The organism is Streptosporangium sp. NPDC002544 (genome assembly GCF_040295965.1).
Taxonomy (GTDB): domain Bacteria; phylum Actinomycetota; class Actinomycetes; order Streptosporangiales; family Streptosporangiaceae; genus Streptosporangium.
The window spans coordinates 1-15,625 of record NZ_JBEOWJ010000050.1; the positions used below are offsets into that span (position 1 = coordinate 1).

At 66.4% G+C, this 15,625-nt stretch carries 13 protein-coding genes and 2 tRNA genes; 2 read left to right on the plus strand and 13 right to left on the minus strand.

Features of this window, described 5'->3' with window-relative positions; all coding sequences use genetic code 11:
- Window positions 1-513: 513 nt before the first annotated feature.
- The 6 genes from ABT061_RS44175 to ABT061_RS44200 form a co-directional block, all read right to left on the minus strand.
- Window positions 514-3,150, minus strand: a complete 2,637-nt coding sequence (locus tag ABT061_RS44175; protein WP_350929667.1) for a valine--tRNA ligase — start codon at window positions 3,148-3,150, stop codon at window positions 514-516.
- Between the two features lie 172 nt (window positions 3,151-3,322).
- Window positions 3,323-4,603, minus strand: a complete 1,281-nt coding sequence (clpX, locus tag ABT061_RS44180; RefSeq protein ID WP_030917736.1) for an ATP-dependent Clp protease ATP-binding subunit ClpX — start codon at window positions 4,601-4,603, stop codon at window positions 3,323-3,325.
- A gap of 192 nt (window positions 4,604-4,795) precedes the next feature.
- Complete coding sequence (locus ABT061_RS44185) at window positions 4,796-5,440, minus strand: ATP-dependent Clp protease proteolytic subunit (protein WP_030917740.1); 645 nt, start codon at window positions 5,438-5,440, stop codon at window positions 4,796-4,798.
- A gap of 11 nt (window positions 5,441-5,451) precedes the next feature.
- Entirely contained in the window at window positions 5,452-6,096 is a 645-nt protein-coding gene (locus ABT061_RS44190; RefSeq protein WP_030917742.1) for a ClpP family protease, read from the minus strand.
- A gap of 520 nt (window positions 6,097-6,616) precedes the next feature.
- A complete protein-coding gene (gene tig, locus ABT061_RS44195) occupies window positions 6,617-8,002 on the minus strand; it encodes a trigger factor (RefSeq protein WP_350929670.1) in 1,386 nt (461 codons plus the stop codon).
- A gap of 209 nt (window positions 8,003-8,211) precedes the next feature.
- On the minus strand, window positions 8,212-9,078 hold the full coding sequence (locus ABT061_RS44200; protein WP_030917746.1) for a Sco1979 family transcriptional regulator: 867 nt from the start codon (window positions 9,076-9,078) through the stop codon (window positions 8,212-8,214).
- 243 nt (window positions 9,079-9,321) lie between these two features.
- On the opposite strand from ABT061_RS44200, the gene ABT061_RS44205 reads away from it, so the two are divergent.
- A complete protein-coding gene (locus tag ABT061_RS44205) occupies window positions 9,322-9,831 on the plus strand; it encodes an ATP-binding protein (RefSeq protein ID WP_245651726.1) in 510 nt (169 codons plus the stop codon).
- Between the two features lie 139 nt (window positions 9,832-9,970).
- Here the strand turns inward: ABT061_RS44205 and ABT061_RS44210 are convergent.
- Window positions 9,971-10,044: transfer RNA gene (locus ABT061_RS44210), tRNA-Pro, on the minus strand.
- 89 nt (window positions 10,045-10,133) lie between these two features.
- On the opposite strand from ABT061_RS44210, the gene ABT061_RS44215 reads away from it, so the two are divergent.
- Window positions 10,134-10,207, plus strand: a tRNA-Gly gene (locus ABT061_RS44215).
- Window positions 10,208-10,260: 53 nt separating this feature from the next.
- Here ABT061_RS44215 and ABT061_RS44220 read toward each other — a convergent pair.
- From ABT061_RS44220 to ABT061_RS44245, 6 genes are all read right to left on the minus strand, one after another.
- Window positions 10,261-11,385: a tyrosine-type recombinase/integrase gene (locus tag ABT061_RS44220; RefSeq protein ID WP_350929672.1), complete on the minus strand. Its 1,125-nt coding sequence runs from the start codon at window positions 11,383-11,385 to the stop codon at window positions 10,261-10,263.
- Window positions 11,386-11,468: 83 nt separating this feature from the next.
- On the minus strand, window positions 11,469-11,723 hold the full coding sequence (locus tag ABT061_RS44225) for an excisionase family DNA-binding protein (RefSeq protein WP_350929674.1): 255 nt from the start codon (window positions 11,721-11,723) through the stop codon (window positions 11,469-11,471).
- Entirely contained in the window at window positions 11,720-13,456 is a 1,737-nt protein-coding gene (locus ABT061_RS44230) for a replication initiator (RefSeq protein ID WP_350929676.1), read from the minus strand. Before ABT061_RS44230 ends, ABT061_RS44225 begins: the two co-directional genes overlap by 4 nt.
- On the minus strand, window positions 13,453-13,647 hold the full coding sequence (locus ABT061_RS44235) for a hypothetical protein (RefSeq protein ID WP_350929678.1): 195 nt from the start codon (window positions 13,645-13,647) through the stop codon (window positions 13,453-13,455). Before ABT061_RS44235 ends, ABT061_RS44230 begins: the two co-directional genes overlap by 4 nt.
- Entirely contained in the window at window positions 13,647-15,092 is a 1,446-nt protein-coding gene (locus tag ABT061_RS44240; protein WP_350929680.1) for an FtsK/SpoIIIE domain-containing protein, read from the minus strand. Before ABT061_RS44240 ends, ABT061_RS44235 begins: the two co-directional genes overlap by 1 nt.
- Before the next feature lie 84 nt (window positions 15,093-15,176).
- The gene (locus tag ABT061_RS44245; RefSeq protein WP_350929682.1) at window positions 15,177-15,602 is read right to left on the minus strand and encodes a plasmid replication, integration and excision activator; all 426 of its coding nucleotides are present in this window, start codon (window positions 15,600-15,602) and stop codon (window positions 15,177-15,179) included.
- Window positions 15,603-15,625 lie beyond the last annotated feature (23 nt).

Genomic DNA, 15,625 nt, shown 5'->3' on the forward strand with positions numbered 1-15,625 from the left:
GAGTTCTCAAGAAACGGACGCGTACACCGTTGTTCGCAGACCCGCGTTCGCGGTGTCCCGGACTTCGGGGCGTTCCATTCCGTGTCACCATCTTACCAGATCTGCCGGGTTTGTGTCAACTTGTCGGCTTCCCGACCGTCGACCCAGACCTGCCGAATCCGCTAGGATTGCGACCACCCTGTCTCCAGGGCAACCCCTCTAACTTACTCCAACATCCGGTCGATGTCCAACTTGTGCAGACACGCCCGATTTGCCAGATTCTCAGAGGGGGGTGCAGGACTTTGCCCTGCCTGAAAAACTCTAGCAGCCTCCTAGGGCCACCATGACCAACTTCCTGGTAACAACTAGGTCTTCCCTGAGACTCAAGCTCTCAAACACGAGAACCCGGAGTCAAAAGACTCCGGGTTCTCGGCTCGCCCCAACTTCCTGACCTGGGCTGTTCCCCTCCCAACCACCGGCTGGAACTCCGGGTCAGGACTCTCGCACTGCTCTCGAACTCAGGCCATCGGCCAGTCAGCTCGCCGGCAACGCCGCCAGCTGAGCGAGCAACCGCGCGATGTCCTGGTCGGCCTGTGCGGCACGGGACCGCACCTTGGTCACCACATCGTCCGGCGCCTTGGCCATGAACTGCTCATTGCCGAGCTTGGCCGCGACCTGGGCCGCCTCCTTACGCGCCACCGCGAGATCCTTCTCCAGGCGCTTACGCTCGGCGGCCACATCGATCGTCCCCGCCGTGTCGATCTCCACGACAACCCCGCTCACATCGAGACGGGCGGTCGCGGCGAACGAATCGGACGGCTGGTCGAGCCGGAGCAACGACCGGATCGCCCCTTCGTGAGAGGCCAGCGCCGTACCGGCGAGCGAGAGCCGCGCGGCGACCCGCTGCCCTGGCTTGAGGCCCTGATCGGAACGGAACCTGCGCACCTCGGTGATCAGCCCCTGCACCGCGATGATCTCCTCCTCCGCCGAGGGATCACGCAATGACTCCTGGACCGTCGGCCATGGCGCAACCACGATCGACTCGTGCCCGGTGACCGCTCGCCACAGTTCCTCGGTGACGAACGGAACCAGCGGGTGGAGCAGACGGAGCAGCGAGTCGAAGACATGGCCCAGCACGAGCCGGGTGTGCTCCTGCCCGGAGGCGATCTGGATCTTGGCGAGTTCCACGTACCAGTCGCAGACCTCATCCCACGCGAAGTGGTAGAGCAGGTCGGAGATCTTGGCGAACTCGAAGTCCTCGAACGCGGCGTCCACCGACGCGACGATCTCCTGGAGTCTGGACAGGATCCACCTGTCGGCAGCGGTCAGTTCCTCAACCGGAAGCTCACCCGTCACGGCACCGTTCATCAGCGCGAAGCGAGTGGCGTTCCAGATCTTGTTACAGAAGTTGCGCGACCCTCCTGCCCATTCCTCGCTGATCGCCACGTCGGAGCCGGGGTTGGCTCCGCGTAGCAGCGTGAAACGGGTGGCGTCGGCGCCGAAGCGCTCGATCCAGTCGAGCGGGTCGACGACGTTGCCGAACGACTTCGACATCTTCTTGCCGTACTGGTCCCGGACCATGCCGTGCAGAGCCACGGTCCGGAACGGCGGCTCGCCGTCCATCGCGTAGATGCCGAACATCATCATTCGGGCGACCCAGAAGAACAGGATGTCGTAGCCGGTCACCAGGACGGAGGTCGGGTAGAACTTCGCCAGTTCAGGCGTCCTGTCCGGCCAGCCGAGAGTGGAGAACGGCCACAACCCGGAGGAGAACCAGGTGTCGAGGACATCGGGGTCCTGGACGTAGCCATCGGGCGCCTGCTCGTCGGGGCCGACGCAGACGACCTCACCGTCGGGGCCGTACCAGACCGGGATGCGGTGCCCCCACCACAGCTGCCGGGAGATGCACCAGTCGTGCATGTCGTCGACCCAGTCGAAGTAGCGCTTGGCCAGCTCCGGCGGGTGGATCTTCGTCCGGCCGTCACGGACCGCGTCGCCCGCCGCCTTCGCCAGGGGCGAGACGTTGACGAACCACTGGAGTGAGAGCCGCGGCTCGACCACGGTCTTGCAGCGCGAGCAGTGCCCGACGGAGTGCAGGTAGGGACGCTTCTCCGCCACGATCCGGCCCTCGGCGCGCAGTGCGGCCACCACTGCGGGCCTGGCCTCGAAGCGGTCGAGCCCCTGGAACGGGCCGTGGGCCGTGATCACACCGCGCTCGTCCATGATCGTCAGGGACGGCAGCGAGTGGCGGCGTCCGATCTCGAAGTCGTTCGGATCGTGCGCCGGGGTGACCTTGACCGCTCCGGTGCCGAAGGCCGGGTCGACGTGCTCGTCGGCGACGATCGGGATGAGACGCCCGGTGAGCGGTAGCTCCACTTCCCTTCCGATCAGGTGCGCGTAGCGCTCGTCGGAGGGGTGCACGGCCACGGCGGTGTCACCGAGCATCGTCTCGGCCCGGGTCGTGGCGACCACGATGGAGTCGTCGCCGTCGCCGTAGCGGATCGAGACGAGCTCACCCTCGTCCTCGCTGTGCTCGACCTCGATGTCCGAGAGCGCGGTCAGGCAGCGCGGGCACCAGTTGATGATGCGCTCGGCGCGGTAGATGAGCCCGTCGTCGAAGAGCCTCTTGAAGATCGTCTGAACGGCGCGGGAGAGTCCGGGGTCCATGGTGAAGCGCTCGCGTGACCAGTCCACGCCATCGCCGAGCTTCTTCATCTGGCCGAGGATCCGGCCACCGGACTCCTCCTTCCACTGCCAGACCCGTTCGACGAACGCCTCTCGGCCGAGGTCGTGCCGGGACAGGCCCTCCTTGGCGAGCTCGCGTTCGACGACGTTCTGGGTGGCGATGCCAGCGTGGTCCATGCCTGGCAGCCAGAGCGTCTCCTGGCCGCGCATGCGAGCGCGCCTGGTCAGCGCATCCTGGATCGAGTGGTCGAGTGCGTGGCCGATGTGCAGGACACCGGTCACGTTCGGCGGAGGCAGGACGATGCTGTAAGGCTCGCGCTCGCCGCTCGGATCAGCGGTGAAGTATCCCTCCGATACCCAGCGCTCGTAGCTCCGGGTCTCCACGTCGGCAGGTGTGTACTGGGTGGGCAGCTCTGGCGTCGTCACGATGCCCAAGTCTAGGGATGTCCGCGCACTCGATGTTCCCCAGCCGAAGAGTTGCGACATGTTCCCCCATCTCGCGAGCCCCGCCATGCCATCGGCCCCGCGGACCGGCTGCGGAAATCGTCCGGCGAATGCGCCACCGGCCGGCCCGGCGGAAACCGCCGGAAACGGCGACGCCCCCGCAGGATCTCCCTGCGGGGGCGTCAGCCGTGAAAACCGGTTTGTCCAGGCTGGATCACGCGGACTTCTCGCGCGGCGGCCGCTGCTGCTTGTTGAGCTGGTCACGCGGCACGAGCGTGGGGTTGACGTGTTCGAGAACCGACTCGCGGGTGATGACGACGCGCGCCACATCCTGCCGCGACGGCACCTCGTACATCACCGAGAGGAGAACCTCCTCCAGGATCGCTCGCAGGCCACGGGCGCCGGTGCCGCGCAGGATCGCCTGGTCCGCGATCGCCTCAAGTGCGTCGTCTGTGAACTCGAGTTCGACATTGTCCAGCTCGAACAGGCGCCGGTACTGCTTGACCAGGGCGTTGCGCGGCTCGGTGAGGATCTGGATGAGCGCCTCACGGTCAAGGTTGTGAACGCTCGTGATGACTGGGAGCCGGCCGACGAACTCGGGGATCATGCCGAACTTCAGCAGGTCCTCGGGCATGACGTCCCCGAAGATGTCGGAGCTGTCGATGTCTTCCTTGGAACGGATGATGGCGTTGAAACCGATGCCCTTGCGGCCGATCCGGGACTCGATGATCTTTTCGAGACCGGCGAAGGCTCCACCGCAGATGAACAGCACGTTGGTGGTGTCGATCTGGATGAACTCCTGGTGCGGGTGCTTACGGCCGCCCTGCGGCGGCACACTCGCGGTCGTGCCCTCCAGGATCTTCAGCAGGGCCTGCTGCACGCCCTCACCGGAGACGTCCCTGGTGATCGACGGGTTCTCGCTCTTACGAGCGATCTTGTCGACCTCGTCGATGTAGATGATGCCGGTCTCGGCCTTCTTGACGTCGTAGTCAGCGGCCTGGATCAGCTTGAGCAGTATGTTCTCTACGTCCTCGCCCACATAGCCCGCCTCTGTCAGGGCTGTGGCGTCGGCGATGGCGAACGGAACGTTCAGCATCTTCGCCAACGTCTGGGCGAGCAGCGTCTTACCGGAACCGGTCGGGCCCAGGAGCAGGATGTTGGACTTGGCCAGTTCGATGCCGTCGTCACGCCCGCGCTCGCCGGACTGCACCCGCTTGTAGTGGTTGTAGACCGCTACGGAGAGAGCCTTCTTCGCCTGGTCCTGACCGATGACGTAGGCGTCGAGGAATTCGTAGATCTCCCTCGGCTTGGGAAGGCTGTCCCACTTGAGCTCAGAGGACTCGCTGAGCTCCTCCTCGATGATCTCGTTGCAGAGGTCAATGCACTCATCGCAGATGTATACGCCGGGTCCGGCGATGAGCTTTTTGACTTGCTTCTGGCTCTTTCCACAGAAAGAGCACTTCAGCAGGTCTCCCCCGTCGCCGATGCGTGCCACCCCAGATACTCCTTTGCGTGGGACCGCCCTGGCTGCCGCGGTCCGTTTCTTCCGACCGGCCCGATACCCGATCGAAAAGTCATCCCGCTTAGGTTTCGACGTTACCGTCTTCTGAGCCCTCAGTGAGCCCCCTAGCGGCGAGTCGCACCGGAACGTGCCCGATTCGGCACGGTTCCGGTGCGATATGCCTCGTTAGGAGGCTACGGCCTTCGCGAGCTTCTTGCGGGACGGGATGATGTCGTCGATCAGCCCGTACTCCTTGGCCTCCACGGCGTCAAGGATCTTGTCCCGCTCGATGTCCTTGCGGACCGCCTCCGGCGCCCTGCCCGAGTGCTGAGCGATGATGCTCTCCATCTGCGCGCGCATCCTGAGGATCTCACGCGCCTGGATCTCGATGTCGCTTCCCTGGCCGCCCCCCTCGGTGGAGGGCTGGTGGATCAGCATGCGGGCGTTCGGCAGGGCGAAGCGCTTGCCGGGCGTGCCGCCGGCCAGCAGGACCGCCGCCGCCGAGGCCGCCTGGCCCAGACAGACCGTCTGGATCTCCGGCCGGACGAACTGCATCGTGTCGTAGATCGCCGTCATGGCGGTGAAGGAACCGCCCGGCGAGTTGATGTAGATGCTGATGTCACGGTCGGGGTCGAGCGACTCCAGGGTCAGCAACTGCGCCATGACGTCATTGGCCGACGCGTCGTCCACCTGCACGCCGAGGAAGATGATGCGGTCCTCGAAGAGCTTGGCGTACGGGTTCATCTCCCGCACGCCGTAGGACGTGCGCTCACTGAAGGACGGAAGAACGTAACGGCCGTTGATGTCTCCCGGCCGGATCAACTCACTCACCTTGTGCCCCTTCAGGAGACGGCGCCCGTGGAGGGCACCTGTCGAGCGCTGCGCACGACCTGGTCGATGAAGCCGTAGTCCTTGGCCTCCTCGGCCGTGAACCAGCGGTCACGGTCGGAGTCGGCCTCGATCTGCTCCAGATTCTGACCGGTGTGGAACGCGATGCGCTCGGCGAGGGTCTTCTTGACATATAGCATCTGCTCAGCCTGGATGGCGATGTCGGCTGCGGTACCGCCGATGCCGCCGGACGGCTGGTGCATCATGATGCGAGCGTGCGGCAGGGCGTAACGCTTGCCCCGCTCGCCGGCGCAGAGCAGGAACTGGCCCATGGAAGCGGCCAGACCCATCGCGACCGTGCACACATTGTTAGGCACGTATTCCATCATGTCGTAAATCGCCATCCCAGCGGTCACGGAACCGCCTGGCGAGTTGATGTAGAGCCAGATGTCGCGCTCTGAGTCGTCCGCGGCGAGCAGCAGCAGCTCTGCGCAGATTCGGTTGGCGATCTCGTCGTTGACCTGGGTGCCCAGCACGATGATGCGCTCACGCAGCAGCCGCTGGTAGAGCTGGTCTTCGAGCCTGAACGAGCCATTCGGCTGGCTCATCGACTCGGGCCCGGAGCCGGTCGGCTGGTAGAAGGTCGGCGGGCTGGTCACAGCGTCACCTTCCGATGCGTCGTAATCGATTGGCTTTGCTTGTGACCTTAACGCGCGTGGCCTACCGGACATGCCCCCTCAACGCGCTGTTCGCTGACGGCGCATGCTGCCCGCCGCCTCCGCACCGTGCCTGGAACCTCCCGCCGCGCGCCTCGGTAAAGGCTCGGAAACCGGGGCCCGTACGGCGTGTCGGAGCTCGCGGGATACGTGTGCGGACGCCGGAGACGGATCGTGGAGGACCGCTGAGAGGACTTCCGGCGCGAAAGAGCGGAAGGTCGCGGCCCTCAGAGGGCCCAGGAGCCTGCGAACCCCTTGGAAGCCGGGGAGGAACCGGAGGAGTCCAGGAGAGCGCCAGGGCAGCGCTCTGCGGCGCGCTCACCCCCACATCGCCCTCGGTCCGGCCCCGAAGGAGCGGCCGAAGGCCCTGACCGGGACCGGGAGAGCGCGGACGCCCCCGCCACGCTGAGCGCGGCGGGGGCGTCCGGGGCGCTCGACGGCGCCCCCTCGCTTCGCTCTGGGGCTACTTCGCGGCGTCAGCCTCGGTGGCCTCGGTGGCCTCCTCGGTCTCGGCGGACTCCTCACCGTTGATCTCGGTGTAGATGGCCTTGAGGTCGACCTCGTTGCCCGCCTCGTCGGTCACCTTCGCGGCATCGCCGATGACACTCTTGGCCTTGTCACGGACGATCTCGACCATGGCCAGCGTGAGCTGGTCGTTGTCGGCCAGGTGCTGGGCCAGCGTGTTGGGCGCGACGTTCATCTGCATGGCGCGGCGCACCACGAAGTTGGTCAGCTCCTGCTCGCTGACGCCGAGCTCCTCGCTCTTGACGATCTTGTCGAGGACGAAGCCCGTCTTGAGCGCCTTCGCGGCGCTCTCGTCGAACTCGGCGAGGCGCTCCTCCTCGGTGGTCTGGTAGAGGCGGAAGAACGCCTCCTTGCTCAGGCCACTGTCGGCGATCTGGTGCTCGAGGTTGTGCTTGCGGTTGTCGACCTCGGCCTTGAGCGCGCTCTCCGGCAGCGGAATGTCGATCTTGCCGAGCAGGGCGTCGAGCGCGTTCTCACGGGCCTGGACGACCTGGTCGATCAGCTTGTTGCGGCGGGCCTGCTCGCTGATGCTCGCCTTGAGCTCGTCAAGGGTGTCGAACTCGCTGGCGAGCTGGGCGAACTCGTCGTCGAGCTCGGGGAGGACCTTCTCCTTGACGCTCTTGACGGTGATGGTGACCACGGCCTCCTCGCCGGCGTTCTCGCCGCCGACCAGGTTGGTGGTGAACTCCTTGGTCTCACCGGCGGACAGGCCGACCAGGGCGTCGTCCAGGCCCTGCAGCACCGAGCCGGCGCCGACCTCGTAGGAGACGTCGTTGGCCTGCTGCTCCTCGATGTTGACACCGTCGATCGAGGCGGCCAGGTCCATGACGACGAAGTCGCCCGCGGCGGCGGCGCGCTCGACGCCGGTCAGCGTGGCGAAACGCTGGCGCAGGCCGTCCAGCTGGGTGTCGATGTCGGAGTCGGAGACCTCGGAGACCGGGACGGTCACCTCGATGCCCTGGTAGTCGGGGACGTCGAACTCGGGACGGATGTCCACCTCGGCGGTGAACTCGACCTGCTGACCGTCCTCGATCTTGGTGACCTCGATCTCCGGCTGGCTGACCGGGAAGATCTCGCTCTCGTCGACGGCCTGGCCGTACAGCTTGGGCACCGCGTCATTGAGGGTCTCCTCCAGCACCACCGCGCGGCCGAACCGCTGCTCGATGATGCGGGCCGGAACCTTGCCGGGGCGGAACCCGGGGACGCGCACCTGCTGCGCGACCTTCTTGTACGCCGCCTGCAGGCTCTCACCGAGCTCCTCGAACGGCACCTCGACGGTAAGCCTTACCCGGGTCGGGCTGAGCTCCTCCACAGCGGTCTTCACGGGGTCGTCTCCTTGATCAAACTTCGAGTGATCGCGGGCGCGCCAAGTCGTAGCGGCTATCGCGGCAAGCTCTCGCGCCGCGCCCACATGAGTGGCACCTGGCACAGCCATCGAGACGCGCGAGATTAGGGCACGCTCCACTGCGGCGGGTGTTCAGCGCCGCAGGCCAGTCTAGGGCAGAGCGACACCTTGGAGCGACCAATGACCGCTCAGTCCTCCTTGATGATCCGCCTCAGGATGTCGTTCGTCTCACCGGGGGTGGTACTGACCGCGCACAGCCGCTCCATGACCTCGCTGTAGCGGTCGACATCCTCGCGCTTGTCCAGGTAGAGGGCGCTGGCCAGCTGCTCGACGTAGACCACGTCCGGGAGCTCGCTGTCGTTGAAGCGGAGCACGCTGAAGGCACCGCCCTCCGCGCTGTGCCCGCCGAAGCTGAAGGGCATCACCTGGATTGTGATGTTCGGCTGCCGCATGAGGTCGAGCAGGTGCTCCAGCTGTGCCCGCATGACGTCCGCACCACCGATGGGACGTCGCAGCGCGGCCTCGTCGATGACGGCCCAGAAGAACGGGCCGTCGGGCCGCCTGAGCACCTGCTGGCGCTCCATCCGCAGGTCGACCCGGCGGGTGATCTCGTCGGGCGCTATGCCGGCGCTCCCCGCGGTGATGACCGCCCTGGCGTACTCCTTCGTCTGCAGCAGGCCCGGCACGAACTGCACCTCGTACGTACGGATCCGGGAGGCTGCCTCCTCCAGGCCGACGTACGTCTGGAACCATGAGGGCAGCAGGTCGTTGAACCGGTGCCACCAGCCGGGTTCGTTGGCCCTGAGCAGCAGATCCATGATCGCCGACCGGGCGCGATCGTCCTCCACCCCGTAGAAGGTGAGCAGATCCGCCACATCGCGCTCTCTCAGGCCAACCCGGCCGAGCTCCATCCTACTGATCTTGGATTCGGATCCGCGGATCAGATGGCCTGCCTCCTCTCGCGAGAGCCCCTTGGCCTCGCGCAGACGACGCAGTTGGGAGCCTAAGAGGATACGCAGAGCTGTGGGACCTGATCCCGGTTGAACCTGCGCCACTTCGCCTCCCTCTCTACTTGGGCCAGCGCACACAGTGTCACTACTTCCGGCCGCTATGACAAGGTCTCAAGTCACTGCCCAATTCGCCAAGTCGCCGACCTAACCGTCCATGCTGCTGCACATTGCAACTGCACGTGCATTTGGGTCTTGCAGCAGACGTTCCAGTGACCCATGATGGCTTAGTGCATATTGGGCTTATGGTGCACAAGCTCTGAAAACTCTCACGTGGTACGGAGACTCACGATGACAGCGGGAGGTACCGGCAGGATGGTGGAGGAGCCAAAATCGGCTGCCGACTACCTGCAGGCGACCCGCGAGGTGAGCTTTGACGAGCTGCTCGAGGCCAACCAGTCCGACGCCACCGCATGCCCTCTGCCCAGCCAGGCCGACTCGGTGAAGACCGCCCGGGACGTGACACGCTCGACGCTCCGCGACTGGGGACTGGCGGAGCTCAGCGATGACGCAGCGCTAGTGGTTTCGGAACTCGTCACCAACGCGGTCCGTTACGCGCTGTGTCCGCCCGGCCAGCCGGGAATCACCCCGATCACGCTCGTCCTGCTGCGTCTCTCGCCCCACGTGCTCCTGGCCGTGATGGACCCCAGCAACGAGGTTCCGACCCCCAAGGAGCCGGACTTCATCTCGGAGAACGGCCGGGGCCTCTACATCGTGGAGACCTACAGTCAGGGCTGGGGCTGGGACTACCTCAACTGCGGCGGCAAGGCCGTCTGGGCCCTCTTCAGCGCCCACCGCTGACGTTCCGCACCGCGCTCCCGCACCGCGAGGCGGTCTTCCAGACATGCGTCGTCCAGGTGCCCTGCCTCGCCTGGCCGAGAACTCACACCCCTGTACAACGAGAAACCGGGCACCGGTCGGAACCGATGCCCGGCATGCGTCGGGGTGACAGGATTTGAACCTGCGGCCCCCTGCTCCCAAAGCAGGTGCGCTACCAAACTGCGCCACACCCCGGTAGGTCGAGTACGCGCACGCTCCGGAACTCCGGTACGCTTACGCCCTGACGAACGGATGAAGTCTAGACCAGACTGAAGCCGCTTCGCGCGGACGTAGCTCAATGGTAGAGCCCCAGTCTTCCAAACTGGCTACGCGGGTTCGATTCCCGTCGTCCGCTCCAACGATGAAAGGCCAGGTCAGCCCATATGCGGCGACCTGGCCTTTTGTGTTTTCCTAAAACTTCAGGATCTTTCGTGCCCGTGGCGTGCCCGATGCTTTTTTGTGCCCGCCATCCCGAGCTTTCTTGAAAGCTTGGCCGAGGGCACGCGCGATGGCCTGGTCACGATCCTTGCTCGCATGCTGGTAGATCAGCGCCGCCCGCGTGGAGGAGTGCCCCATCCGGGTCATCAGCTCTTTGAGACTCGCCCCGCTGTCCGATGCCAAGGTGTTACCGACGTGCCGGAGATCATGGAAGCGGAACCCCGGTAGGCCCACGTCGGCCTGTACCTTCCTCCAGATCCGGCGGAAGCCGGAGCGCCGCAGCATCGCCCCCTTGGGACCGACGAAGACGCGCCCGTGCTCCCCCTGCTCCGCGAACTCATCGAGATGCGCCCGCAGATCGGGAATGATCTCCGGAGGGATGGAGACCGTACGCCGACCGGCCCGCGACTTGGGCGTGCCCTCAACAAGGGTGCCCCCGTCGAGTTCGGCCAGCGCGCCCACAACCCGGACCACTCCCCCGTCCAAGTCGAGATGCGTTCGGCGTAGCCCCGCCAGCTCACCCCATCGCAGGCTTGCGAAGGTCCCTAGGAGCACCAGCGCTCGATACCGGCAGGGAACCGCGTCCGCGATCTCCAGAACCTTGGCCAGCGGGATCATCTCCCGTTCCGGGGTGTCCGGCGTGCCGGCGCCCTTGATCCGGCACGGGTTACGGCGGATCCGCTCATCGTCCACCGCCGTTCCCATGATCGACTTGAGGAGCTGGTAAGCCTTGGCCACGGTGGACTGTCCGACGACGCCGAGCCGTTCCTTGCGCCAGCGCCGTACATCGGCCTCTTTGATGTCGGCGAGGTGGTGATTGCCGAAAGTCGGAGCAAGGTGGTTCTTCAGGAGCCCGCGATACAGCCCCTCTGTCCGAGGCTTGAGTACGCGATCATCAATCCACTCGGCGGCGTACTTGCCGAAGAGAACCTTCCCGCGCTCCGGACTCATCCAGTCGCCCCGCTGGATCTCGGCCTCTTTCAGGACGAGCCACCTGTCCGCGTCCTTCTTGGTGGCGAAGGTCTCCGGGGCAGGGCGGTCCATGCCGTCAGGACCGGGGTAGCGGGCCTGGAACCGCCCGGAGGGGAGTTTCCGCACACGCCCGAAGCGCCTCTTAGCGGCCTTCCTGCCCCTTGATGGCCGGGGGTCTTCCTCTGGGGTGGGCAGAGCGGTTTTAGCCATTACGCGGCCCTCCTGCGGCGTGTGGTGGTGATCGGCTCGACCAGCCCGGCGGCGATGAACGCCTCAAGGGCCGCTTCGGGGATTCGGACGTTCCGGCCGACGTGGACGAAGGCGATCCGGCGTTCCTCGATCAGGCGCCGGGGGAAACGGGGTGTGGTGTTGAGCCGCTCGGCGGCCTCTTCCACGGTGAGCAGCCGCCCCCGCGCGAGTTCCGGGAGGAGCGAGACGGGCTCTTGCCTGGTCTTCCTGGTCATGCCGCCACCCCCAGGGCCGGAGTTGCCGAAAGATCTGGAACAGGGGTGCCGTCGGCTCTGGCCTGGAGTTCGGCCAGGCGTGCTTTGGTGCGGTGGCGGTCGGCGACCCCGCGCAGCAGCCGTTTGGCCAGTGGGGTGCGGTTGGGGTCGCTGGTCGAGACCGGCCGCCAGATGTAGCGGTGGGAGTCGGTCTCGGTGTCGTCGGGCAGGCCGAGCATGTCGAGGACCCAGGCCCGGCGGTCGGCCTTGTGCTCGCGAAGGGTCTTGTTGGACCACTTGCGCGAGACCAGGACGCGACGCCCCGCGTAGCCGAGGTGTTCGGCCTTGTGCGCCTTGCCCTTGCACCGGCCCGGCAGCATGCCCGCCTTGGCGCCCTTGGGCTGGATGCCGTACCGCAGCCAGTTCGGGCAGGTGGGCGAGCACGGTTCGTAGCGCAGCGCTTCGACCATCCGCACGGCGTGGTCACGGCGAGCGGGATCGTCGGTGGTGGGGTCGAGGGTGTCGCCGAGGTTCTTGGTCAGGTACTTGGTGAGGTAGCCGATGCGCTTGTGAGCGTCCGGCGATCCGGCGACGATGCCCTGAACATCGACTTGAGGGCCGAAGCGGACCACGTGCAGCGGTTCGGCCGCCTCGTCCTGGTCGAGTTGATCGAGCGCCTCGTCCCAGGTGGGCAGCAGTTCCCCGGTTTCGGGGTCGAGGTAGTCGCCGCTCTGTCCGTCCGGGTAGGTGGCACCGTCGCCCAGGTCGGCCCGTTCCGCCCAGATGGGCAGGTGGTCACCGTCGAACTTCACTTCATCGACCGAGGGCCACCACACCTGATGGTAGGTCGCGGCGGCGATGGCCTTGATTTCCGCGCGGGGCAAGGTGCCGCGGATGGCCATGTGCAGATGAGGCGCGAGCCGCTTCTGAGGTTCCACCGTGGCGAAGTACTGCACGTCATAGCCGGCCACCCGGCGCAGGTTCTGCACGAACCGATCGACCAGCTTGGAGAAGTGCAAGGCGTCGCGGGCCGCCGCCGCGTAGTCGTAGGTGCTCGGATCGACCGGCACGCCCAGGCCGGAACGGATCTTGCCGTACGAGGGCAGGGTGAGGGTGACGAACAGCGACGGCCGGTAGACCCTGCCATCGGCGGCGATGAAGGTCCGCCCGAGGGTGGTGTCCTGCTTGGCCCGCTTGGGCAGGTCCGGCGCATCCTGACGCCGCCTCGTCGAACGCGAGCGTTTCGGGGTCGCTCGACCGCCCAGGACGTTGCCCCGCATCCCAGCGGCGTTGATCTCCGCGTCAATGCCCGCGATCGCCTCGTCCCAGTCGGCGACCTCTTCCCCGTCGCGTTCGGCCTCACCCCGCTTGGCCTGCACGTCGGCCCGGAACTCGATCAGCCATCGCTGGTCTTCAGTGGAGGGGTGGGGCTCGGCGATCGGCTCGTGATCCAGGTGCCAGCCTTCCCGGCATTGCGCCCGGCGCAGCTGCTGATTGCGCTTGGCGCACGGCGGACACTTGGCCTCTTGGGTGGTGCCACAGGGGATGTCGAACGGCTCAACGGTGCCGGTGTGGGTGTCCAGGCGCCGCATCTCGATCGGGCGGATGCAGACCCCGTTGAGCTTGGCGACCTCGATGGCCACATCCAGGGCGACAGGCAGAGTGTCGCGGAGGAGCCGGGGCAGGGTGCGATCAGAGCCGTTCGGCGGGGCGTCGGTCGAGGGGGTGGACGGGGGGACGGGGGTGTCGGTCACATGGCCCCCTCGGGGTCGATGAAGTCAGCACAGATCCGGTAGGCGTCGCGGTAGGGGTGCTTGCGCAGCCGGGCGGAGTCGAGGTCAACGATCACCGTCACCTCGGCCAGGTCGGAACCGTCGAAGGTCCTCAGCCGCCGGAAGGACAGGGCGTCGATCTGGGCCGGGGTGCCGTGCAGGATGATGCGCATCAGGCCGCCCCCTCCATCTCGATCGGCAGGGTGTCGCCGGTCATCAGGGCCGCCATGGTGCGGATGTCGGCATCGGAGACGTAGGCCGCGCGGACCCGGATGGGGTCGGGTGAGGTCTCCAGTCGTACATAGGCGACACCCGCACCCTGCTCGGGGATCGGGGAGATGTGATCGGCCAGCGCTCCCCTGTCCCGTGCGCCGTCGCCGAGGACCATGTCCACCTGTTCCGACTCGTCCAGCCGGAGCGCGATCTTGTCGGGGAACAGGTTGCGGATGTTCATGACCTCCTTGCGCGGGTCTTGGAGAGCGGCCATCACGCCGAACCCGACCGCGCGACCTTGGGTGGTCAGCGTCGCCAGCGCGGCCGAGATCCGCAGCTTGAGGCCCTTGTCCGACTGGTAGGCGGTCAGGAACGCCACCTCGTCGACGAGCACCAGGACGAACGGGTCATCGAGGGTGGGAGTGTGGGAGCGCTGAAGTCCGGCGTAGCGATCAGCCCGCTCCTGCATGACCTGTACGGCTGCTTCCAGCAGATCCGCGCACGCGGCCGGATCGGCGGCATACCGGTCTCCGAAGATCTCGCGCCCGTAGGACAGTTCCATCCGCTTGGGGTCCAGCGCCCACACCTGAGTCAGGCCCGCCCGGACGGCCGGGAGGAGACCACGGATGGCCGACCATAGGAACGAGCCCTTGCCCGCACCCGTCGCGCCCGCGATCAGCACATGTGTGCCATGCACCGTGAGCCGGTACGGACTGCCGTCTTCACACATACCGATCTCGACCGGACCCACCGACGCCACCACGGGGAGGGGAACCGCCGGCAGCGGGACGGCCAGCGGGTCACGCCGGGGGAAGGTCAGTTGCAGACGACCGGCCCGCACGACGGCCACCCGGCAGGAGGAGGCACCGAACCCGTGGGCGAGGTGGTCGATGTGGTCGGACCAGTCCTTGACCGACTGACCGCTGATCATCTTCACCGTGACCACATCGGCCCACGAGGTACAGCGGACGCCGACGAGGCGGGGCAGGTAGTCGCGGCCCTGGAGATGACGGCCGAGCCCGGAGACGATCATCACTGGTTGCCAGTGCCGCCGGTAGATCCACACCCGGCGCCAGAAGGCCAGCAGCCGCCAGCCCACCCAGCGATCGAACGAGGGCCGATCGAAGAACGGCCACGGGGCGAGGAGTGAGAGGGGAACGGTGACGACGACCAGGGCGACGCGCCAGCCGTACAGGACGCCGAGCATGGCGGGAACGGCAACCAACGCCACGGCGATCGGGTGACGCCAGACGAGCCGGACCACTCTGGCCAGCAGCCGCCACAGGAAGATCGTGATGGTGAAGATGGCCGGGGTGTGGACCACGGCCGGGCGAAACACTACGGCGGTGTCGGGGGTGGTGGAGACGAGGGTTCGTGTCTCGTCGCCGGGCAGTTTTTTGAACATTAGGCTTGGGGCCTCTCTTGATTCGCTGTCTGGGGAGAACCGAGGGGCCGCCGGAATGCCAGTTCCAGCGGCCCCGCTTGCGTGTCAGGCCGCGATGTCCTTACCGGCCGAAGCCTTGGTCGAGGCCGCACCGGATCGAGGAGCACGCATCGCGGTTGCCCGCAGGGACCAGGCCAGACGGCCGGTCTTCTCGGCGACGTAGGCGGTGGCGGTCATGCCGTCGAACTCGACCGGGACGAACGGCAGACCCGGCAGAGCAGCCGGGGGAACGGGCTGGACCGGGGACAGGATCTTGACTGCCACCGTCTTCTGTCCGGCCTTGAGCGTGGGATCCGCATCCATGACGGCGACCTGCCAGACGAGTTCGCCGGTGGTCTTGTCCTTGGCATAGACCGTGCGCCCCCCGGTCGAGGCGGTGAAGTCCTTGACCTGCTCGACCTCGCCGACGACGTAGCAGCCGTGCGGGAAGACCTGGTCGAAGCTGACGGGGATGGGGCCTTGGATGGCCATGATGTTCTCTCCTGTTGTCTAGT